This is a genomic window from Antarctobacter aquimaris (assembly GCF_900184945.1).
Classification (GTDB): domain Bacteria; phylum Pseudomonadota; class Alphaproteobacteria; order Rhodobacterales; family Rhodobacteraceae; genus Maliponia; species Maliponia aquimaris.
The window spans coordinates 262,850-281,917 of sequence record NZ_FXYF01000007.1; the positions used below are offsets into that span (position 1 = coordinate 262,850).

Consider the following 19,068-nt stretch of genomic DNA (forward strand, 5'->3'; position numbering starts at 1 on the left):
CAACATGACATTCAGGAACAACACGGCACTGGCGCTGGTGGCCGGCGGGCTGCTGGGGCTGCAAGGCACCGCCGTCAGCGCGGCGGACCTCGAATTCTACTTTCCGGTCGGCGTGAACGCCCCGGCGGTGGAAACCATCCAGGCCCTGACCGACGAATGGGCCGCAGCAAACCCGCAGCACAACGTCAAGGCGGTCTATGCCGGCAACTACGAAGAGACCACCACCAAGGCGCTGACCGCCGCCGCCGCGGGGGATCCGCCGCAGGTTGCCGTTCTGCTGGCGATCGACATCTTTACCCTGATCGAGGAAGGCGCCGTGGTGCCGATCTCGGACATCGCGGATTCGCCCGAAGAGCAGGAATGGCTGGCCGGCTTCTACGAAGGCTTCATGAACGACACCAAGTTCGACGGCAAGATCTACTCGGTGCCGTTCCAGCGCTCGACGCCGGTGTTCTACTACAACAAGGACGCCTTCCGCGAGGCCGGGCTGGACCCCGAAGCGCCGCCCAAGACCTGGGACGAGATGGTCGAGGTGGGCAAGAAGCTGACCAAGCGCGATGCCAACGGCAACGTCACCCAGTGGGGCACGCGGATTCCGAACCTCGGGCTGGCCGGGGCCTGGATGTTCGGCGGCCTGGTGATCTCCAAGGGTGACGTGCTGTCGACCGAAACGGGCACCGAGGCGCGCATCAACACGCCGGCGGCCATCGCCTCGCTGGAGTTCATGCAGCGGCTGGCGGCCGAGGGTGTGATGGCGCCGGGCGGCATTTCCTGGGGTGACACGCCCAAGGCCTTTCTCGAAGGACAGACCGCCTCGATGTGGACCTCGACCGGCAACCTCGCCTTCGTGAACTCCAACGCGACCTTCGACTGGGGCGTCGGCTTCCTGCCCGGCGGCGACGGTCCGGGCGCGCCCGTGGGCGGCGGCAACTTCTACATCTTCTCCAACACCACTCCGGACGAACAGGAGGCGGCGCTGGACTTCATCAAGTTCATGACCTCGCCCGAGGCGGCGGCACGCTGGAGCATCGCCACCGGCTATGTCGCGCCGCGCCCCGACACCTGGGAAACCCAGGTGATGAAGGACTATGCCGCGGAACTGCCGCAGGCACTGGTCGCACTTGAGCAACTGCCCTACGCCGAGCGCGAGTTCGCCACCTTCCAGCGCTCCAAGGTCACGCAGTACCTGGTGGAGGCCATCGAGGGTGTCGTCACCGGCAGCAAGGACCCGGCCGCCGCCGTGGCCGAGGCCCAGGAAAAGGCCGACGCGGTCCTCAAGGACTACCGCTAAGCCCCCCGGCGCGCGCCCCGACGATCCGGGCGCGCGCCCACCCCATCCCCTTCAAGCCCCGGCACCAGCGGAGAGACGGAAACCATGAACAAGCGATTGCCCTGGGGTCTCGGCTTTGTCCTGCTGGTGATCCCGTGCAGCCTGCTGGTGGCCTTCACGCATTACCCCGCGATCAAGGCGCTGGTGAACTCGCTGTGGAACAACTCCAGTTCCTTCCGCCCGTCGCGCTTTGTCGGGCTGGACAACTACCGCGCGCTGATGGACGACGACCGGCTGGCGCAGGTTCTGATCAACAGCGCGATCTACGCCATCGGCACCGTGCCGCTGGCGATCGGCCTGTCGATCGGCATGGCGCTGCTGGTCAATTCGAAACTTCCCGGCACCTGGCTGATGCGGCTGTCGTTCTTCATGCCGACCATGCTGCCGCTGGTCGCCGTCGCCAACATCTGGCTGTTCTTCTACGCGCCGGGCATCGGCCTCGCCTCGCAGATACTGTCGGTCTTCGGGCTGCCCTCGATCAACTTCCTCGGCCGCACCGATACCTCGCTGGTATCGATGATGGTGGTGGCGATCTGGAAGGAGGCGGGCCTGTTCATGATCTTCTACCTGGCCGCGCTGCAAAGCATCCCGGCCAACCTCAAGGACGCCGCGCGGCTCGAAGGTGCGGGGGCGGTGCGGGTCTTCTGGGATGTGGTGCTGCCGCTCTTGCGCCCGACGACGATCTTTGTCGCGGTCAACGCGCTGATCAACGCCTTTCGCCTGGTTGACCACATCATCGTCATGACGCGGGGCGGCCCCAACAATTCCAGCGCCTTGCTGCTGTACTACGTCTACGAAGTGACCTTCGGCCACCGCGACTTTGCCTATGGTGCGACGCTGACCGTGCTCATGGTGTTGATCCTGGGCGTGCTGGCGGCCTTCCAGTTCTGGGTGCTCAACAGAAAGGCGCATTACCAATGACCCGCGAGTTGAACCGCATCCTGTTCGGCACGATGTCCGTCGTCCTGGCGGGGGTCTGGGGCCTGCCCTTCTTCTACTCGGTCTGGACCGCGTTTCATGACGAGATCTACGCCGCGAACTTCAAGTGGGACGCGCCGATCGTCTTCGAGAACTTCGTCACCGCCTGGAACTCGGCGCCGTTTGCGCTGTACTTCGTCAACACTTTCATCCTGATCACCATCGTTCTGGTGGCCAACTTCATCCTCTGCACACTGGTCGCCTATGCCTTCGTGCGCTACCGTTTTCGCTGGGCGGGGTTCCTGTTCAGCCTGGTGATGGTGCAGCTGCTGATTTCGCCCGAGATCCTGATCGTCGAGAACTACCGCACGCTGTCGCAGATCGGCCTCACGGACACGATCATCGGCATCGCGCTGCCTTACCTGACTTCGGCCTTTGGCATCTTCCTGCTGCGGCAGACCTTCATGACGGTGCCCAAGTCACTGGACGAGGCCGCGCAGATCGAGGGGGCAGGGGCCTGGCGCGTGCTCTGGACGGTCTACGTGCCGCTGGCGCGGCCGATCTACCTGGCCTATGGCCTCGTGATGATCAGCTTTCACTGGAACAACTTCCTCTGGCCGCTGATCATCACCAACTCGCCCGAGGTGCGGCCGGTGACGGTGGGTCTCAGCGTCTTTGCCACGGTCGAAAGCGGCATCGAATGGTCGCTGGTCAATGCCGCGACGCTGATGACCACCGCGCCGCTGATCATCGCCTTCATCATTTTCCAACGGCAGTTCGTCGCCAACTTCATGCGCGCCGGGATCAAGTGACCGTCCCGCAAGGGCGGCTTTCGATGAACAGGGAACGGACAGCACAATGCGATTTGCCCAGGTATCCGATCTGCACCTCTGCCGGCACCCCGACCGGATCGAGGCGCTGCGCGACGACACGCCCGCCATCGTCGCGGCGCTGGCCCGCGACCTGCGGCGCATTGCCGGCATCCTCGACTGCGTGATCGTCGCCGGGGACCTGACCGACGACGCACACGACGAGTCCTTTGCCCAGTTCGAGGAGATGTTCGCCGGGATCGGCGTGCCGGTCTTCACCATCCCGGGCAACCATGACGGCCCCGCCGCCTATCATGACCGCAAGACGCGCAGCGCCTTCCTGCGCGGGGCGGACATCGCCGGGCGGATCGTGCAGGTCGGTGGCGTGCGGCTGCTGGGGATCGACACCTGCCTTGAAGGGATGACCACGGGCGCGGTGTCGGAACAGGCGCTAGACACGGTGGCCGGGGCGCTGGACGCGCCGCAGGACGGCCCGCTGGTGATCGTGATGCACCACCCGCCGTTCGTGCCGGGGCAGCGCGTGTACGACGAAATCTCGGTCATAGAGGGCGCCGCGCGCTTTGCCGCGCTGCTGGAGGGGGCCGCACACAAGCCCACGATCCTCTGCGGCCACATCCACCGGCCCTATACCGCGCTGGTCCACGGCACGCTCTGCCTCGCCGCCGGCACGCCGGTGGCGCCCTTTGCCGCGCCGCTGCCCTTTGGCGACGGCGACATCGCGCCGTCGGACGAGGCCTATGCCTACCTCGTTCACCAGGTCGGCGCGGACGGCGCCCATGTCCTCACGACCCGGAGCGTCCCTCCGGGGGCGAGCGGGGCGCGCGATGCTGGATGACCGCACCACGGACGACCTGATCGAGGCGGTGCGGGACACCGCGCGGCGCGAGATCATGACCCGGTTCCGCCGGTTGTCACCGGACGAGATCGCCACCAAGTCCGGTCCGCACGACCTGGTGACCGAGGCCGACATCGCCGCCGAACGCGCGCTGGAGCGCGCCATCGCGCAGATCCTGCCGCAGGCCGCCGTGATCGGTGAGGAACGGGTGTCGCGAGAGCCCGCAGCACTGGACAGGCTGGCCGAGGCAGAGCTGTGCGTCATCCTCGACCCGGTCGACGGTACGGCGAATTTCGCGGCCGGGCTGGCCCTGTTCGGCATGATCGTCGCGGTGGTCGCCCGGGGCGAGACGGTGCTGGGCCTGCTCTACGATCCTGTCGTGGATGACTGGATCCTGGCACGGCGCGGCGAAGGCGCGTGGCTGGCGGGGGCGGGGCGCGCGCCCGCGCGCCTGTCGGCCAGCGGCGCGCGGCAGGTGGCGCACAGCACCGGCCTGGTGCCGCTGAACTCGCTGCCACCGGGACAGCGCGCGCCGGTCATGGCCCGGTTCGAAGGCGCCGGCCAGGTATTGGACCTGCGCTGCTCATGCCACGACTACCGCCTGCTGGCGACCGGCGAGGCGGACTTCATGGTGTCCTCCGGGCTGAACCCCTGGGACCACGCGGCCGGTCAGCTGGTGGTGCAGGAGGCGGGCGGCTGGTCCGCCGTCGGGGGCGACACGCCCTATTCACCCTTGATGCGGCAGGGCAACATGGTCGCCGCCGCGACCGAACAGCTGGGGGTCGAGGTGTCGGAGGCCTATTTCCCCGGCCGGCGCAGGCAGACCCATGGCTGAGCCGGGCACGTCCTTGGCGCAGGGCAGGGCGGAGGGCCGATCATGCTCTTCGTGCTGAACATCGCCAGCGCCGCGGCGCTGCTGGTCTGGGCGGTGCGGCTGGTCCGCACCGGGTTCGAACGGGCTTTTGGCGCGCAGATGCGCGTCTGGCTGAGGCATTCCACGTCGAACCGGCTGCGCGCGGCGCTCTGCGGCACGGTCGCCGCGATCCTGCTGCAAAGCTCGACCGCCGTCGCGGTGATGATGGCGGGGTTCGTTTCGGCCGGCAGCATCGGCGGGGTGTCGGCGCTGGCCATGCTGCTGGGGGCGGACCTCGGCTCGGCCATCGTGGCGCTGGTGCTGAACTCGGGGCTCTCGGCCGTGGCGCCGGTGCTGATGCTGGCGGGGGTGCTGATCTTCTTGCGCAGCCAGCGCCGCGCGGCGCGGCAGATCGGGCGCGTGCTGATCGGGCTGGCGCTGATCTTCGTCTCGCTGGACCTGATCCGCGCGGCCAGCGCGCCGCTGGTCGACAGCCCCGGCGCGCGCACCCTGATGACCTATTTCGCCAGCGACCTGCTGACCGCCTTCGCGGTCTCGGCGCTGTTCGCCTGGCTGGTGCATTCCAGCGTGGCCGCCGTCCTGCTGTACGCCACCATGGCGGCGCAGGGCATCCTGCCGATGGAGGCGGCGCTGGCGATGGTTCTGGGCGCGAACTTCGGCGGCTGCGTCATCGCGCTGCTGTTGACGCTGAACGCCGATGTCACCGTGCGCCGGGTGGTCTGGTCCAACCTCGCGCTGCGCGGCGGCGGTGCCCTGCTGGTGCTCTACGGACTGTCGGTGCTGGACCAGCCGCCCGGCTGGCTGGGCGATGCGCCCGGTCAGGCGGCGCTGCACCTGCACCTGGCTTTCAACGCGCTGGTCCTGGTGGCCTGCGTGCCGCTGGTCGGGGTCATCCACCGGCTGGCGCAGAGGGTGCTGCCGGACACGGTGTCTGACAGTGCCGCCACCCGGCACCAGAGCGCGCTCGACCCCGAGGCGCTGGCCCACCCCAAGCGCGCCCTGTCCTGCGCCACCCGCGAACTGGTGCACCTGAGCGGCATCGTCGAGGGCATGTTCCGCCAGTCCATGGCCCTGTTCGATGCCTACGACGAGTCGGCGGCGACGCGCATCACCGAGGCCAACGCCCAGGTAGAGCGGATCTCGCTGAACCTGCGCATCTACCTGGCCGACATCCGCGCCGACGATGCGCGCGACCAGATCGTCGCCCGCGCCTTCGACCTCGTGGGCACCGGCGTCAACCTGGAGGCCGCCGCCGATGTCATCGCCCGCAACATGGTGCAGCTTGCGGCGCAGAAGGACTTGGAAAAGCTGCGCTTTTCCGACGAGGGCCGCAAGGAGCTGACCGAGTTCCACGACACCGTGCTGCGCAACGTGCAACTGGCCGTCTCGGTGCTGATGAACGGCGATCCCGCGCTGGCCGAGACGCTGGTCGAACAGAAGGACAAGGTGCGCGACATGGCCCGCACGCTGGAGGCGCGGCACCTGCTGCGGTTGCAGCAGGGCGCGGTGGACACGCTGCGAACCAGCGGCATCCACCTCGACCTGCTGCGCGCGATCAAGACCGTGAACGCGTCCTTTGCCATGATCGCCTACCCGGTGCTGAACGAAAGCGGCAAGCTGCTGAAAAGCCGGCTGGCCTCGGGCTGAGCAGCCGGCTGGATGGAGGACCCGACGATGGACGGCGCGCTGTTCGACACCCACCCGCACCGCCGCTTCAACCCGCTGAAGGGGGAGTGGGTGCTGGTCTCGCCGCACCGCAACCGGCGGCCCTGGCAGGGCCAGGCCGAGCCCGCGCCCGCCGAGGGCAAGCCACCGCATGATCCGGCCTGCTACCTGTGTTCGGGCACCCTGCGCGCCAACGGGGTGCAGAACCCGGTCTATTCCGGCCCTTTCGTCTTTGACAACGATTTCCCGGCCCTGCTGCCGGACACCGCCGAAGGGGCCATGCCGGAGGACCCGCTGTTTCGCGCCGCCACCGCGCGGGGCACCGCGCGGGTGCTGTGTTTCTCCGAGCGGCACGACCTGACCTTGCCGGAACTGCCCCAGCCGCAGATCCGACGTGTCGTCGACATGTGGGCCGGGCAGGTCGAGGACCTGGGCCGGACCTACCCCTGGGTGGCGGTGTTCGAGAACAAGGGCGCGGTCATGGGCTGCTCCAACCCGCATCCGCACGGCCAGGTCTGGGCATCGGATTTCCTGCCCAACGAGGCGCTGCACGAGGACCGCACCCAGGCGGCCTACCAGGCACGGCACGGCCGGCCGATGCTGCTGGACTACGCCGCGCAAGAGGCCGCGCTGGGCGACAGGGTGGTGGTCGAGAACGCCCACTGGATCGCGGTGGTGCCGTTCTGGGCGGTCTGGCCGTTCGAGACGCTGGTTCTGCCGCGCCGCCACGTGCTGCGGCTGCCGGACCTCGATGGGCAGGAGCGGGACGCGCTGGCGGACCTGCTCAGGGTGCTGTGTACGCGCTACGATAACCTCTTCGAGACGGAATTTCCCTATTCGATGGGCTGGCACGGCGCGCCGACGGTGGCAGAGCCGATGGGGCATTGGCAGCTGCACGCGCATTTCTACCCGCCGCTGCTGCGCTCTGCCACGGTGCGGAAGTTCATGGTGGGGTACGAGCTGCTGGCCGAGGCGCAGCGCGACCTCACCGCCGAACAGGCGGCGCAGCGCCTGCGCGACCTGCCCGATAGGCACTACAAGACCCGCAGTTAGGACCGCTCGGCGCACAGCGCCTTGCGATGGATCGCCGCCGCCTTTTCCACCGTCTCGACCAGCGCGAATACCCCGTCCGGGCAGCTTTCAGAGACAAGGATTCCGTGGTGGGTCCAGCTGATGATCCGGCTGTGTTGCAGCGTGGCGGTCTCCACCGGTTCGAGGAACGACAGCGCGATGAATTCGCGCGGGTGGGCGTGCAGGATGATGCGCTTGCGCCCGCCGGACACCGGCTTGCGCACGGCGTGGGCGACGAGGTGGGTGGCGAAGCCCGAAGTCGGGCGGCCGCCGTCGGAAAACCCCCAGACCTTGCGGTAGGCCGCGCCGCCGTCGACCAGCTGCACGATGCCAAAGACCTGGTTGGGCTTTTCCAGCGCGTGGCGAAAGAACCACCCGGTGCCGGTGACCAGGAAGCATTCTCCGTCAAGATCGGGCTGGGCGACCGGCACCGGCCTTGGCTCGGAGGGTTGAAGCTCCGGGTAGAACCGCGACAGGTGCCGGTGATCTCCTCGGTGGGCAGGCGCCAGCTGAGGTTGCCGCCGTTGGCCTAATTCCAGCCCATCTTCCAGCACAGGTGCGCGAACTCCTGCACAAACGGGATCGTGTGGGTGAAGGGTATCGTGTCGCTCTCCCTAGCCGCGCGACGCGACGGAGGACTGGTAGGCGTTCAGACCGGCGATCAGCCCGGCGCCGGTCGGCACACCCATCCTGTCGCAGAACTCGGCCCAGACGGCGGCATAGGGCAGGTCCTTCAGTTCCTCGGTCAGGATCAGCCGGGTGCTGTGGTCGAGGTCGTGTTCGGCCTGTTGCAACCGGGCGCGGGGCAGCAGCAGCGCGCGCAGCAGCGCCTTTTGCATGTTGCGCACACCGATCACCCAGGCGGCGGTGCGGCTGATCGTGGCGTCGAAGAAGTCCAGCCCGATGCGGGTCTTGCCCAGCAGGTCGGCAAAGACCAGTTCCTGCGCCATTTGGAGGATGTCGTCGTTCAGCAGGATTACATGGTCGCTGTCCCAGCGCATCGGCCGCGAGACATGCAGCAGGATCTCGTCGACCGAGAGTGAAACCGACGACAGCTTGTCGGCGATGTTCTCGGTCGGATGGAAATGCCCCATGTCGAGGCACAGCAGGGTGCCCTTGCGGATCGCGTAACCGAGATAGAATTCGTGGCTGCCGACGGTGCAGGCCTCGACCCCGATGCCGAACAGCTTGGATTCCACGGCGTCGCGCATGTGGCGCGGGTCCTGCGGCGGGCTCAGCATCTCGTCCAGCGAGGCCTCCAGCCGCCGCCGCGCCGCCATCCGGTCGACCGGGGTGTCCTTGTAGCCGTCCGGCACCCAGATGTTGTTGACCGCCGGCGAGCCGAGCGCCTCGCCGATCCGGGCGGCGATGTCGCGGCTGCGGCGGCCGTGTTCGATCCAGAAGTCGCGGATGCCCTTGTCGGGGTGGCTCAGGGTCAGGTTGTCGTCGGCCCTGGGGTGGGCAAAGAAGGTCGGGTTGAAATCCAGCCCGATGCCCTGCTGGCGGGCCCAGTCGACCCAGGGCTCAAAGTGCCGGTACTCGATCTCGTCGCGGTCGGGGGTCTCGTCGGTGTCGAGGTAGAAGGCGTGCAGGTTCAGCCGGTGTCGGCCGGGGATCTGCGCATAGGCGAATTCGAGGTCGGCGCGCAGCTCGGCGGGGGTGCGGGCGCGGCCGGGGTAGTTGCCGGTCGCCTGGATGCCGCCGCCCGAGTTGCCTTTGCGCGTCTCGAAGCCGACGACATCGTCGCCCTGCCAGCAATGCACCGAGATCGGGATAGCGGCCAGCGCGGTCATCGCCGCCTCGGTGTCGGCGCCCCATTCGGCAAATGTCTCGCGCGCGGCGTCATAGGCTCTGGTCGTCATCGTCTTGCTCCTGTGCGCGGGCGGTGCCCGCTGGATGCCCGGCGCGGGCGGTCAGCGGGTAAAGGCTTCCTTGTTGCCCGCATCCACGTTGAGGATGTTGCCGGTCGACTTGGCCGACAGGTCGGAGGCCAGGAAATAGGCCGCCTCGGCGATGTCCTCGGGCAGGACCGACCGTTTCAGCAGCGAGCGTTGGCGGTACATCTCTTCCAGCCCCTCCTTGTCGGTCTTGTAGGTGTCGGCGCGCTGCTCCAGCCATTCGCCCTCCCAGATCTTGGACCCGCGCAGCACGGCATCCGGGTTGACCACGTTCACCCGGATGCCCGCCTCGGCCCCCTCGAGCGCGAGACAGCGGGCCAGGTGGATCTCCGAGGCCTTGGCGGTGCAATAGGCGGCGGCGTTGGGGCTGGCGGCGAGACCGTTCTTGGAGGCGACAAAGACCACCGAGCCGCCGATGCCCTGCCTGCGGAACAGCCTGAAGGCCTCGCGCGAGACCAGGAAATAGCCGGTCGACAGGATGTCCATGTTGCGCTGCCACAGTGCCAGCGTGGTCTCCTCCACCGGCGCCGAAGAGGCGATGCCCGCGTTCGACACCAGGATGTCGGCCCCGCCAAAGGCGACAGCGATCTCGTCAAAGGCGTGCGCGACGGCGGTCTCGTCGGTCACGTTCATGGTCACGGTGCGCACCATGTCATTGCCATAGCGTTGCACCAGGCGGTCGGACACGGCCTTCAGGCTGCTCTCGTCGATGTCGGCCAGCATCACGCAGGCGCCTTCGGAGAGGTATTTCTCGGCCGTGGCGCTGCCGATCCCGCCTGCGCCGCCGGTGACCAGCGCCACGCGTCCCGCGAGGCTCTTGGGCTTCGGCATCCGTTGCAGCTTGGCCTCTTCCAGCAGCCAATACTCGATGTCGAAAGCCTCCTGTTCCGGCAGGCCGACATAGGTGCTGACCGAGGACGCGCCGCGCATCACGTTGATCGCATTGACATAGAACTCGCCCGAGATCCGCGCGGTCGCCTTGTCGCGGGCAAAGGTGATCATGCCGACACCGGGCACCAGGTAGACCACCGCGTTGGGGTCGCGCAGGACAGGGGAGTCGTCATGCCGGCAGCGCGCGTAATAGGCGGCATAGTCCTCTCGGTAGGCGGCGACCTGCGCGGGCAGACCCTCCAGCACCGCGTCGAGGTTGTCGCGCGCCGGGTCGTAGGCGATGACCAGCGGGCGGATCTTGGTGCGCAGGAAATGGTCCGGGCAGGAGGTGCCCAACGCGGCCAGCGGCGCCATGTCGCGCGCGTTGACGAAGTCCAGCACCGCCTCGCTGTCGTTGAAATGGCCGACCATGTGATGGCTGCCCGAGACAAAGCCGCGGATCGCCGGCATCAGGCGGGCGGCGACGGCGCGCCGCGCCTCCGGCGGCAGGCTGTCATGGAGCGGACCGCCAAAGGCGGGCGTGCCGGCGGTGCGCTCGTCCAGCCAGCGGGTCGCGGTGTTGATGACGTCGATGGTGGTGTCGTAGCAGTCCCGCGGGGTGTCGGCCCAGGTGAACAGCCCGTGGCTTTCCAGCACGACGCCTTCGGCCTCGGGGTTTTCTTTGCAAAAGGCCTCCAGCCACAGCCCCAGCTCGTAGCCCGGCCGTTTCCACGGCAGCCAGCCGATGCGGCTGCCAAAGATCTCCTGTGTCAGCTGACGCGAATTCTGCGCGGCGGCGATGGCGATGATCGCGTCGGCATGGACGTGGTCCACGTGCTTGCGCGGGACGTAGGCGTGCAGGGGGGTGTCGATCGAGGCGGCGCGCGGGTTCAGCCGAAAGGTGCAGTGCGGCAGGTAGCCGACCATCTCGTCCTCAAAGGCGACGCCGCGGTACAGCCCCTTCAGCGCGTGCAGCTTGTCCATGTAGAGGGTGGCGAAACCGTCCATCGTGATCGAGCCGATGTCGCCGCCCGAGCCCTTGACCCAGAGCACCTCGACCGTCTCGCCGGTCAGCGGGTCCCGTTCCATGACCTTGGCCGAGGTGTTGCCGCCGCCGTAGTTCGTCACGCGCTTGTCCGCGCCCAGGATGTTGGAGCGGTAGAGCAGCAATTCCGATTCGGACATGCCCTGCGTGGCCTCCGCGTCCCAGCGGTTCTCAAGCAACTTGTTTCCTGACGTTTTCAGCACGGTGACCTCCCAAACGGCGCCGCGCGCCGGTGCAATTCTCCCGGTGACGATGCACCTCGGACACCGCTCTGTCAATCAAGGTCAATCATGTTCAGTCATACTGCGGTGCAGCATGATTGATTGTGATGATAGATGATTGACTGGTGCCGCGAATCTCAGCATTGTCAAACCTCAGGGGAGGACGCGATGCACGAGAAGGAACGCCACAGGATCATTCTGTCCGCGGTGCAGGACCGGCCCGTCGTGACCGTGGCGGACCTGTGCAGCCTGACCGACGCCTCCGAGGCGACGATCCGGCGCGACATCGCCGCGCTGGACGACGCGCGCAAGCTGCGCCGGGTGCGCGGCGGCGCCGAGGCGATCAGCCCGCCGCAGTTCGTCGGGCTGGCCGGGCGACCCTTCGCGGTCAGCGAGACCATGCACATCCGCGAAAAGCAGGCGATTGCCCGCGCGGCGGTCGATCTGTGCGCGGACGGCGACCCGATCATCATCAACGGCGGCACGACCACCTTTCAGATGGTGCACCCGCTGGCCTCGCGCCGCTGCCAGGTGTTCACCAATTCCTTTCCCATCGCCGAACACCTGCTCAAGCATTCCAAGAACACGGTGATGGTGTCCGGCGGCGTGATCTACCGCGAACAGAACATCATCCTCAGCCCCTTTGACAACGACGTGACGCGCAACTTCTACGCGCGACGCATGTTCATGGGCGCGCAGGGGCTGGGGCGGCTGGGCCTGATGGAGGCCGATCCGCTGCTGATCCAGGCCGAGCAAAAGCTGATCGGCCAGGCCGACGAGCTGATCGTGCTGGTGGATTCCTCGAAATTCGAAAACCGCTCCAGCCTGGTGCTCTGCCCGCTGGAGCGGATCGATACCGTGATCACCGACGAGGGGATCCCGGACAAGGCCGCCGCCATGATCGAGGCGGCAGACGTGTCGCTGATCGTCGCCCAGTCGGGCGGCGCGCAGCAAGAGGACGAGGCGGCCTCGTGACCGCCTCATTGCATCGTGCTTCCAGGGAGGAACCCACCATGATCCGTCGTAACTTTACCAGGCTGCTTGCCGTCACCACCATCGCCGCCAGCCTGCTGGGCACCACCGCCATGGCGCAGGACAAGGTCCGCGTCGCGCTGGTGGTCAAGGCGCTGGGCATCGGCTTTTTCGAGGCTGCCGCCAAGGGCGCCGAGCAGGCCGCCGCCGAACTCGGCGATGTCGAGATCATCTACACCGGCCCGACCTCCACCACCGCCGAAGGCCAGATCGAAGTGATCAACGCGCTGATCGCGCAGGGCGTCAACGCCATCGCGATCTCGGCCAACGATCCCGACGCGCTGGTCCCGGCGCTGAAAAAGGCGATGGACCGCGGCATCACCGTGATCTCCTGGGACTCGGGCGTCGCCCCCGAGGGCCGCCAGATGCACCTGAACCCCTCGTCCAGCCCGCTGATCGGTAACATGATCATCAAGCTGGCCGCCGATCACCTGCCCAATGGTGGCCAGGTCGCGGTGCTGTCGGCCACCGCCACGGCGACCAACCAGAACATCTGGATCGCCGAGATGGAAAAGGTCATGGGCAACTACCCCGGCATCGAGGTTGTCGCGACGGTCTACGGCGACGATCTGGCCGACAAGTCCTACCGCGAGGCGCAGGGCCTGATGCAGTCCTACCCGGACCTCGACGCGATCATCGCGCCGACCTCGGTGGGCATCGTCGCCGCCGCGCAGGCCGTGGCGGACGCCGGCAAGATCGGCCAGATCAACGTCACCGGCCTGGGCCTGCCCTCCGAGATGGCCGGCGCCATCGACTCGGGCGCGTCCAAGTCGTTTGCGATCTGGAACCCGATCGACCTGGGCTATTCCGCGACGATGATCGCCCACGCGCTGGCCACGGGTGCGGCCACGGCCGAGCCGGGCGCCTCGATCCCGATGGGCCGCATGGGCGCCGTCACGCTGGACGACACCAACTCGGGCGCGATGGCCGATCCCTTCGTCTACGACAGCAGCAACATCGACGCGTTCAAGTCGATCTTCTGATCGAGCAATCTCATGGCCCCGGCGTCAGCGACGCCGGGGTTCCCGTCACGGATGGACGACATGCGGATGCAGACCCCCCTCAAAGCCACAGCCGTTGCGGCCCCGATCCTTGCCCTGGACGGCATCACCAAGGTCTTTCCGGGGGTCAAGGCGCTGTCCGAGGTCGCGCTCAGCCTTTATCCCGGCCAGGTCACGGCGCTGATCGGCGAAAACGGCGCGGGCAAGTCCACCGTGGTCAAAATCCTGACCGGCATCTACCAGCCCGACGGCGGGTCGATCCTCGTGGACGGCGTGGCCACCCGCTTTCCCACGGCGCAGGCCGCGGCGGAGGCCGGTGTCACCGCGATCCACCAGGAAACCGTGCTGTTCGACGAGCTGACCGTGGCCGAGAACATCTTTCTGGGTCATGCCCCGCGCGGCCGGTTCGGGCTGATCGACTGGGCCGAGATGACGCGGCGGTCCGCCGGGATCCTCAAGGGGATCGGCGCGCAGATCGACCCCGCGCACAAGCTGCGCGACCTCGGCATCGCCAACAAGCACCTGGTCGCCATCGCCCGCGCCCTGTCGATCGACGCGCGGGTGGTCATCATGGACGAACCCACCGCCGCGCTGTCGCACAAGGAAATCCAGGAGCTCTACGAACTGGTCGCCAAGCTGAAGGCGCAGGGCAAGGCGATCCTGTTCATCAGCCACAAGTTCGACGAGATCTTTCGCATCGCCGACCGCTACACCGTGTTCCGCGACGGGCAGTTCGTCGGCGAAGGGCACATCGCCGACGTGACCGAGGCCGAGCTGGTCAGGATGATGGTCGGCCGCGACGTCAGCCAGATTTTTCCCAGGCGCCAGAGCCACATCGGCGAGGAGGTTCTGAAGGTCGTGGGTTACGACCACCCCACCGAGTTCGCCGACATCGGTTTCAGCCTGCACAAGGGCGAGATCCTGGGCTTTTACGGGCTGGTCGGGGCAGGGCGGTCCGAGTTCATGCAGGCGCTGTTCGGGATCACGAAACCGACCAAGGGCGTGACGCGGATCGACGGGCAGATCCGGGTGATCCGCTCACCCGCCGATGCGGTGGCCAACGGCATCGTCTACGTGCCCGAGGATCGCGGCAAGCAGGGCGCCATCACCGCGTTGCCGATCTTTCAGAACGTTACTCTTCCGTCGCTGCGGCGCACCTCGCGCAACGGCTTTCTGCGGTTGGCCGAGGAATTCGCCATGGCGCGCAGCTATACCCAGCGGCTCGACCTGCGCGCCGCCGCGCTGGATGCGCCGGTGGGCACCTTGTCCGGAGGCAACCAGCAGAAGGTCGTCATCGCCAAGTGGCTGGCCACCCAGCCCAAGGTCATCATCCTCGATGAGCCGACCAAGGGCATCGACATCGGGTCCAAGGCCGCCGTGCACCAGTTCATGGCCGAACTGGCCGCGCAGGGCCTGGCGGTGATCATGGTCAGCTCGGAGATCCCCGAAATCCTGGGCATGGCCGACCGGGTGATCGTCATGCGCGAAGGCCGCATGGTGGCGGAACTGACCAAGGACGCGCTGACCCCTGAAACGCTGGTCCGCCACGCGGCCGGGATCTGAGGACTGATCATGCTGCACCGCCTGCTGACCACCCGCGAAGTCCTGCTGCTGGGGGCCATCGGCCTTCTGCTGGGGCTTATCGCGACCCGGTTTCCCGGCTTTGTCACCCCGTCGAACCTGGCCAACGTGTTCAACGACACCGCACCGCTGATCCTGCTGGCCACCGGCCAGATGATCGTCATCCTGACCCGCTGCATCGACCTGTCGGTCGCCGCCAACCTCGCGCTGACCGGCATGGTCGTGGCGATGCTGAACATCGCGCTGCCCGGCCTGCCGGTCGTTGCCACGCTGGCCATCGCCGTCGCCCTGGGCACGGCGCTGGGCATGATCAACGGCCTGCTGGTGTGGAAACTGGACATTCCGCCCATCGTGGCCACGCTGGGCACGATGACCATCTTTCGTGGCACCATCTTCCTGATTTCCGACGGCAAATGGGTCAACAGCCACGAGATGGGCGCCGCCTTCAAGGCGTTCCCGCGAACCCTGGTGCTGGGCCTGCCGGTGCTGGGCTGGATCGCCATCGTGACGGTGATCGCGGTCTACATCCTGATGACCCGCACCACACTGGGCCGCGCTTTTTACGCCGTCGGCGGCAACCCGCATGCCGCCACCTACACCGGCATCGACGTCGGGCGCACGCAGTTCTGGGCCTTCACCATCTGCGGCGCCATCGCCGGGCTGACCGGTTATCTCTGGGTGTCGCGCTATGCCGTGGCCTATGTCGACATCGCCGGCGGGTTCGAACTGGACGTGGTCGCGGCCTGCGTGATCGGCGGAATCTCGATTGCCGGCGGGGTCGGGTCGGTCGGCGGCGCCCTGCTGGGCGCGCTGTTCCTGGGCGTGATCAAGAATGCGCTGCCGGTGGTCGACATCTCGCCCTTCTGGCAACTGGCGATCTCGGGCAGCGCCATCATCATCGCCGTCGCCCTCAACGCGCAAAGCAATCGCGTCAAAGGCCGGATCATCCTCAAGTCAGCGGAGCATGCGGCATGAGCCTGTCACCCCCCGCCACCGAACCGCGTGTCATCCCCGACCGTCTGCAATCGCCGCTGCAACGCCGCCTGAAAAGCTGGGAAACCCTGCTGCTGCTGGTGGCCATGGCGATCTTTGTCGCCAACAGCCTTGCCTCGCCGTATTTCCTGAACGCCTGGAACCTGTCCGACGCGACCTTCAACTTTACCGAAAAGGCGATGATCGCCTTTGCCATGGCGCTGCTTATCATCTCGGGCGAGATCGACCTGTCGGTCGCGTCGATCATCGCGCTGGCCTCCACCGCCATGGGTGCCGCCGTGCAGGCCGGGGCAGGGACGCCGGTGCTGGTGCTGGTCGGGCTGGGCACCGGGCTGGCCTGCGGCGCGGTCAACGGCGGGCTTGTCACCCGGCTGGGCCTGCCGTCCATCGTGGTGACCATCGGCACTATGAGCCTGTTCCGCGGCCTCAGCTACATCGTGCTGGGCGACAAGGCCTATGGCGGCTATCCCGCCGACTTTGCCTTCTTTGGCCAGGGCTACGTGTTCTGGGTGATTTCCTTTGAACTCGTGCTGTTTGCGGTACTGGCGGTGATCTTCGGCGTGGTCCTGCACATGACCAACTTTGGCCGGGCGGTCTATGCCATCGGCAACAACCCGACCGGCGCGCTGTTTTCCGGCATCCGGGTGCAACGGGTCAAGTTCACCCTGTTCCTGCTGACCGGCCTGATGGCGGGCGTGGCGGCGGTCTGCCTGACCTCGCGCCTCGGCTCGACCCGGCCGTCCATCGCCACGGGGTGGGAGCTGGAGGTGGTGACCATGGTCGTCCTGGGCGGGGTCAACATCCTGGGCGGATCGGGCACCATTCCGGGCGTGGTCATCGCGGCCTTTGTCATGGGGCTGGTGACCTTCGGGCTGGGCCTCTTGAACGTGCCCGGCATCGTGATGTCCATCGTCATCGGCGCGCTGCTGATCGGGGTCATCGCACTGCCGCGGCTGTGGGCGATGTGGAGAGCACGCTGATGCAGAAATACGCCTTCAGGATGCGCCTGAACCCGGGTTGCCGGGACGAATACAAGCGTCGCCATGACGCGATCTGGCCGGACCTGGTGACGCTGCTGAAAGAGGCCGGGATCTCGGACTACTCGATCCACCTCGATGAGGAGACAAACACCCTGTTCGGCGTGTTGTGGCGCACCGACGATCACCGCATGGACGACCTGCCGAACCACGAGGTGATGCAGCGCTGGTGGGCCCACATGGCCGACATCATGGAGACGACGCCGGACAACGCCCCCGTCGTGACCGCGCTGACGCCGGTCTTTCACCTGCCATGACCAGGGGGCACGTCGCGGTCATCGACATCGGCAAGACCAACGCCAAGCTGGCGCTGGTCGACATGGCGGACCTGTCCGAGATCACCGTGGTCACCCGCCCCAACAAGGTGCTGCCCGGACCGCCCTGGCCGCATTTCGACCTCGACGGCCACTGGGACTTTCTGCTGGACGCGCTGGCGGAGTTCCACCGCGCGCATGGGGTCGATGCGATCTCGGTCACCACGCATGGCGCCTCGGCGGTGCTGCTGGCAGAGGACGGCAGCCTGGCCGCGCCGATGCTGGACTATGAGCACGCCGGGCCGGACGACTGCGCCGCGGAATACGACGTTCTGAGGCCGCCATTCGCGGAAACCGGCGCACCGCGCCTGCGCATGGGGCTGAACCTGGGGGCGCAGTTGTTCTGGCAGTTCCGGACGCTGCCGGGCCTGAAGGAACGGACCCGGACCATCGTCACCTATCCGCAGTACTGGGGCTACCGGCTGACCGGTGTCGCGGCGACCGACGTGACCTCGCTGGGGTGTCACACCGACCTGTGGAACCCGGCGCAGGGCGCGCTGTCGTCGCTGGTGGACAGGCTGGGCATTCGCGAAAAGATCGCGCCGCCGCGCCCCTCGGCCGAGGTGCTTGGCCCGATCCTGCCGCAGGTCGCGGCGCGGACCGGGCTGGCTGTCGGGACACCGGTGCATGTCGGCATCCACGATTCCAACGCCTCGCTGCTGCCGCATGTGCTGGGGCGCACGGCGCCGTTCAGCGTGGTGTCGACCGGGACCTGGGTGGTGGTAATGTCGGTCGGTGGGGCGCCGGTCTCGCTGGACCCGGCGCGGGATACGCTGATCAACGTCAATGCGCTGGGCCAGCCGGTTACGTCCGCGCGGTTCATGGGAGGCCGCGAGTTCGACCTCGCGACCGGGGGCCGCCCGGTCGATCCGTCGGAGGCCGAGATCGCCGACGTGCTGGAGCGCGGGATCATGCTTCTGCCCGCCCTCGTGCCGGAGGCGGGTCCGTTCCAGCGCCATGCCGCGCGCTGGCTGCCCGACGCACCTTCGGTCGGATCGGGCCAGCGCAGCGCGGCGGCCTCCTACCATGCGGCGCTGGTCACGGCGACGTCCTTGGACCTTGTCGGCCATCGGGGGCCAGTGATCGTCGAAGGGCCCTTTGCCCGCAACCGCGCCTACCTGTCGATGCTGGGGGCGGTCACCGGCTGCCCCGTCGTCCCGGCGGGCTCTGCGACGGGCACCAGCCAGGGCGCGGCCCTTCTGGTGACCGGGGGGGCGGGCCTCATCGGCATTTCGGTGCCGGTTATCGCCGGCGAAGACGGGGGCCGTCTGCTGGCCTATGCCGAGGCCTGGCAACGGGCGCTGGGCTGACACCGGCCCCCTTGGCGCGGGGCTTGCTTCCGACCAGTAACAGGAACTCAAAAGGTGCTCCTCGGGCCCGGCGGCCTCGCGTGGCCTAGGGTCAGGACCCATTGATCGGCGAGCGGGGGCGTGATTCACTGCTGCAAAAAGCGAGCGGTGACATGAGTGATCTCTTCTGGCTGACCCACTGCCCGGCAGTGCATTGCGCAGCAATGTCACGAGAGGGGATGCGCAGATGGCGCGTCTGGAGCC

At 67.4% G+C, this 19,068-nt stretch carries 17 protein-coding genes; 14 read left to right on the top strand and 3 right to left on the bottom strand.

The features are described 5' to 3' along the window. Positions 1-4: 4 nt before the first annotated feature. The 7 genes from MAA8898_RS14640 (at position 5) to MAA8898_RS14670 (ending at position 7,505) form a co-directional block, all read left to right on the top strand. The gene (locus MAA8898_RS14640) at positions 5-1,291 is read left to right on the top strand and encodes an ABC transporter substrate-binding protein (protein WP_094021768.1); all 1,287 of its coding nucleotides are present in this window, start codon (positions 5-7) and stop codon (positions 1,289-1,291) included. A gap of 84 nt (positions 1,292-1,375) precedes the next feature. Then, a complete protein-coding gene (locus MAA8898_RS14645) occupies positions 1,376-2,251 on the top strand; it encodes a carbohydrate ABC transporter permease (protein ID WP_094021769.1) in 876 nt (291 codons plus the stop codon). Beyond that, a complete protein-coding gene (locus MAA8898_RS14650) occupies positions 2,248-3,060 on the top strand; it encodes a carbohydrate ABC transporter permease (protein ID WP_094021770.1) in 813 nt (270 codons plus the stop codon). The genes MAA8898_RS14645 and MAA8898_RS14650 overlap by 4 nt, the downstream gene beginning before the upstream one ends. 46 nt (positions 3,061-3,106) lie before the next feature. Next, a complete protein-coding gene (locus MAA8898_RS14655) occupies positions 3,107-3,913 on the top strand; it encodes a metallophosphoesterase family protein (RefSeq protein ID WP_094021771.1) in 807 nt (268 codons plus the stop codon). Further along, positions 3,903-4,748 carry an inositol monophosphatase family protein gene (locus tag MAA8898_RS14660; protein ID WP_176445174.1) on the top strand — a complete coding sequence of 282 codons (846 nt, stop codon included), beginning with the start codon at positions 3,903-3,905 and terminating at the stop codon, positions 4,746-4,748. Before MAA8898_RS14655 ends, MAA8898_RS14660 begins: the two co-directional genes overlap by 11 nt. Before the next feature lie 42 nt (positions 4,749-4,790). Next, entirely contained in the window at positions 4,791-6,434 is a 1,644-nt protein-coding gene (locus tag MAA8898_RS14665; protein WP_094021773.1) for a Na/Pi cotransporter family protein, read from the top strand. 12 nt (positions 6,435-6,446) lie between these two features. Beyond that, complete coding sequence (locus MAA8898_RS14670) at positions 6,447-7,505, top strand: UDP-glucose--hexose-1-phosphate uridylyltransferase (protein WP_245853424.1); 1,059 nt, start codon at positions 6,447-6,449, stop codon at positions 7,503-7,505. Here the strand turns inward: MAA8898_RS14670 and MAA8898_RS14675 are convergent. From MAA8898_RS14675 to MAA8898_RS14685, 3 genes are all read right to left on the bottom strand, one after another. Beyond that, on the bottom strand, positions 7,502-7,954 hold the full coding sequence (locus tag MAA8898_RS14675) for a class II aldolase/adducin family protein (RefSeq protein ID WP_176445175.1): 453 nt from the start codon (positions 7,952-7,954) through the stop codon (positions 7,502-7,504). The genes MAA8898_RS14670 and MAA8898_RS14675 overlap by 4 nt on opposite strands. 183 nt (positions 7,955-8,137) lie before the next feature. Beyond that, a complete protein-coding gene (locus tag MAA8898_RS14680; protein WP_094021776.1) occupies positions 8,138-9,385 on the bottom strand; it encodes an L-rhamnose isomerase in 1,248 nt (415 codons plus the stop codon). Between the two features lie 51 nt (positions 9,386-9,436). After that, a complete protein-coding gene (locus tag MAA8898_RS14685) occupies positions 9,437-11,515 on the bottom strand; it encodes a bifunctional rhamnulose-1-phosphate aldolase/short-chain dehydrogenase (protein ID WP_281252886.1) in 2,079 nt (692 codons plus the stop codon). A gap of 210 nt (positions 11,516-11,725) precedes the next feature. On the opposite strand from MAA8898_RS14685, the gene MAA8898_RS14690 reads away from it, so the two are divergent. From MAA8898_RS14690 to MAA8898_RS14720, 7 genes are read left to right on the top strand one after another with little or no spacing between them, the layout of a single operon-like run. Next, positions 11,726-12,532 carry a DeoR/GlpR family DNA-binding transcription regulator gene (locus MAA8898_RS14690; protein WP_094021778.1) on the top strand — a complete coding sequence of 269 codons (807 nt, stop codon included), beginning with the start codon at positions 11,726-11,728 and terminating at the stop codon, positions 12,530-12,532. A gap of 38 nt (positions 12,533-12,570) precedes the next feature. Continuing rightward, positions 12,571-13,572 carry a rhamnose ABC transporter substrate-binding protein gene (gene rhaS, locus MAA8898_RS14695; protein ID WP_094021779.1) on the top strand — a complete coding sequence of 334 codons (1,002 nt, stop codon included), beginning with the start codon at positions 12,571-12,573 and terminating at the stop codon, positions 13,570-13,572. Between the two features lie 60 nt (positions 13,573-13,632). Next, positions 13,633-15,153 (top strand): sugar ABC transporter ATP-binding protein, encoded by a 1,521-nt coding sequence (locus tag MAA8898_RS14700; protein ID WP_370738625.1) that lies wholly within the window; start codon positions 13,633-13,635, stop codon positions 15,151-15,153. Positions 15,154-15,162: 9 nt separating this feature from the next. Next, on the top strand, positions 15,163-16,146 hold the full coding sequence (locus tag MAA8898_RS14705) for an ABC transporter permease (RefSeq protein ID WP_176445176.1): 984 nt from the start codon (positions 15,163-15,165) through the stop codon (positions 16,144-16,146). Then, a complete protein-coding gene (locus tag MAA8898_RS14710) occupies positions 16,143-17,144 on the top strand; it encodes an ABC transporter permease (RefSeq protein WP_094021780.1) in 1,002 nt (333 codons plus the stop codon). The genes MAA8898_RS14705 and MAA8898_RS14710 overlap by 4 nt, the downstream gene beginning before the upstream one ends. Then, on the top strand, positions 17,144-17,458 hold the full coding sequence (gene rhaM, locus MAA8898_RS14715) for an L-rhamnose mutarotase (RefSeq protein ID WP_094021781.1): 315 nt from the start codon (positions 17,144-17,146) through the stop codon (positions 17,456-17,458). Before MAA8898_RS14710 ends, rhaM begins: the two co-directional genes overlap by 1 nt. Continuing rightward, positions 17,455-18,825, top strand: a complete 1,371-nt coding sequence (locus MAA8898_RS14720) for an FGGY-family carbohydrate kinase (protein WP_094021782.1) — start codon at positions 17,455-17,457, stop codon at positions 18,823-18,825. Before rhaM ends, MAA8898_RS14720 begins: the two co-directional genes overlap by 4 nt. Positions 18,826-19,068 lie beyond the last annotated feature (243 nt).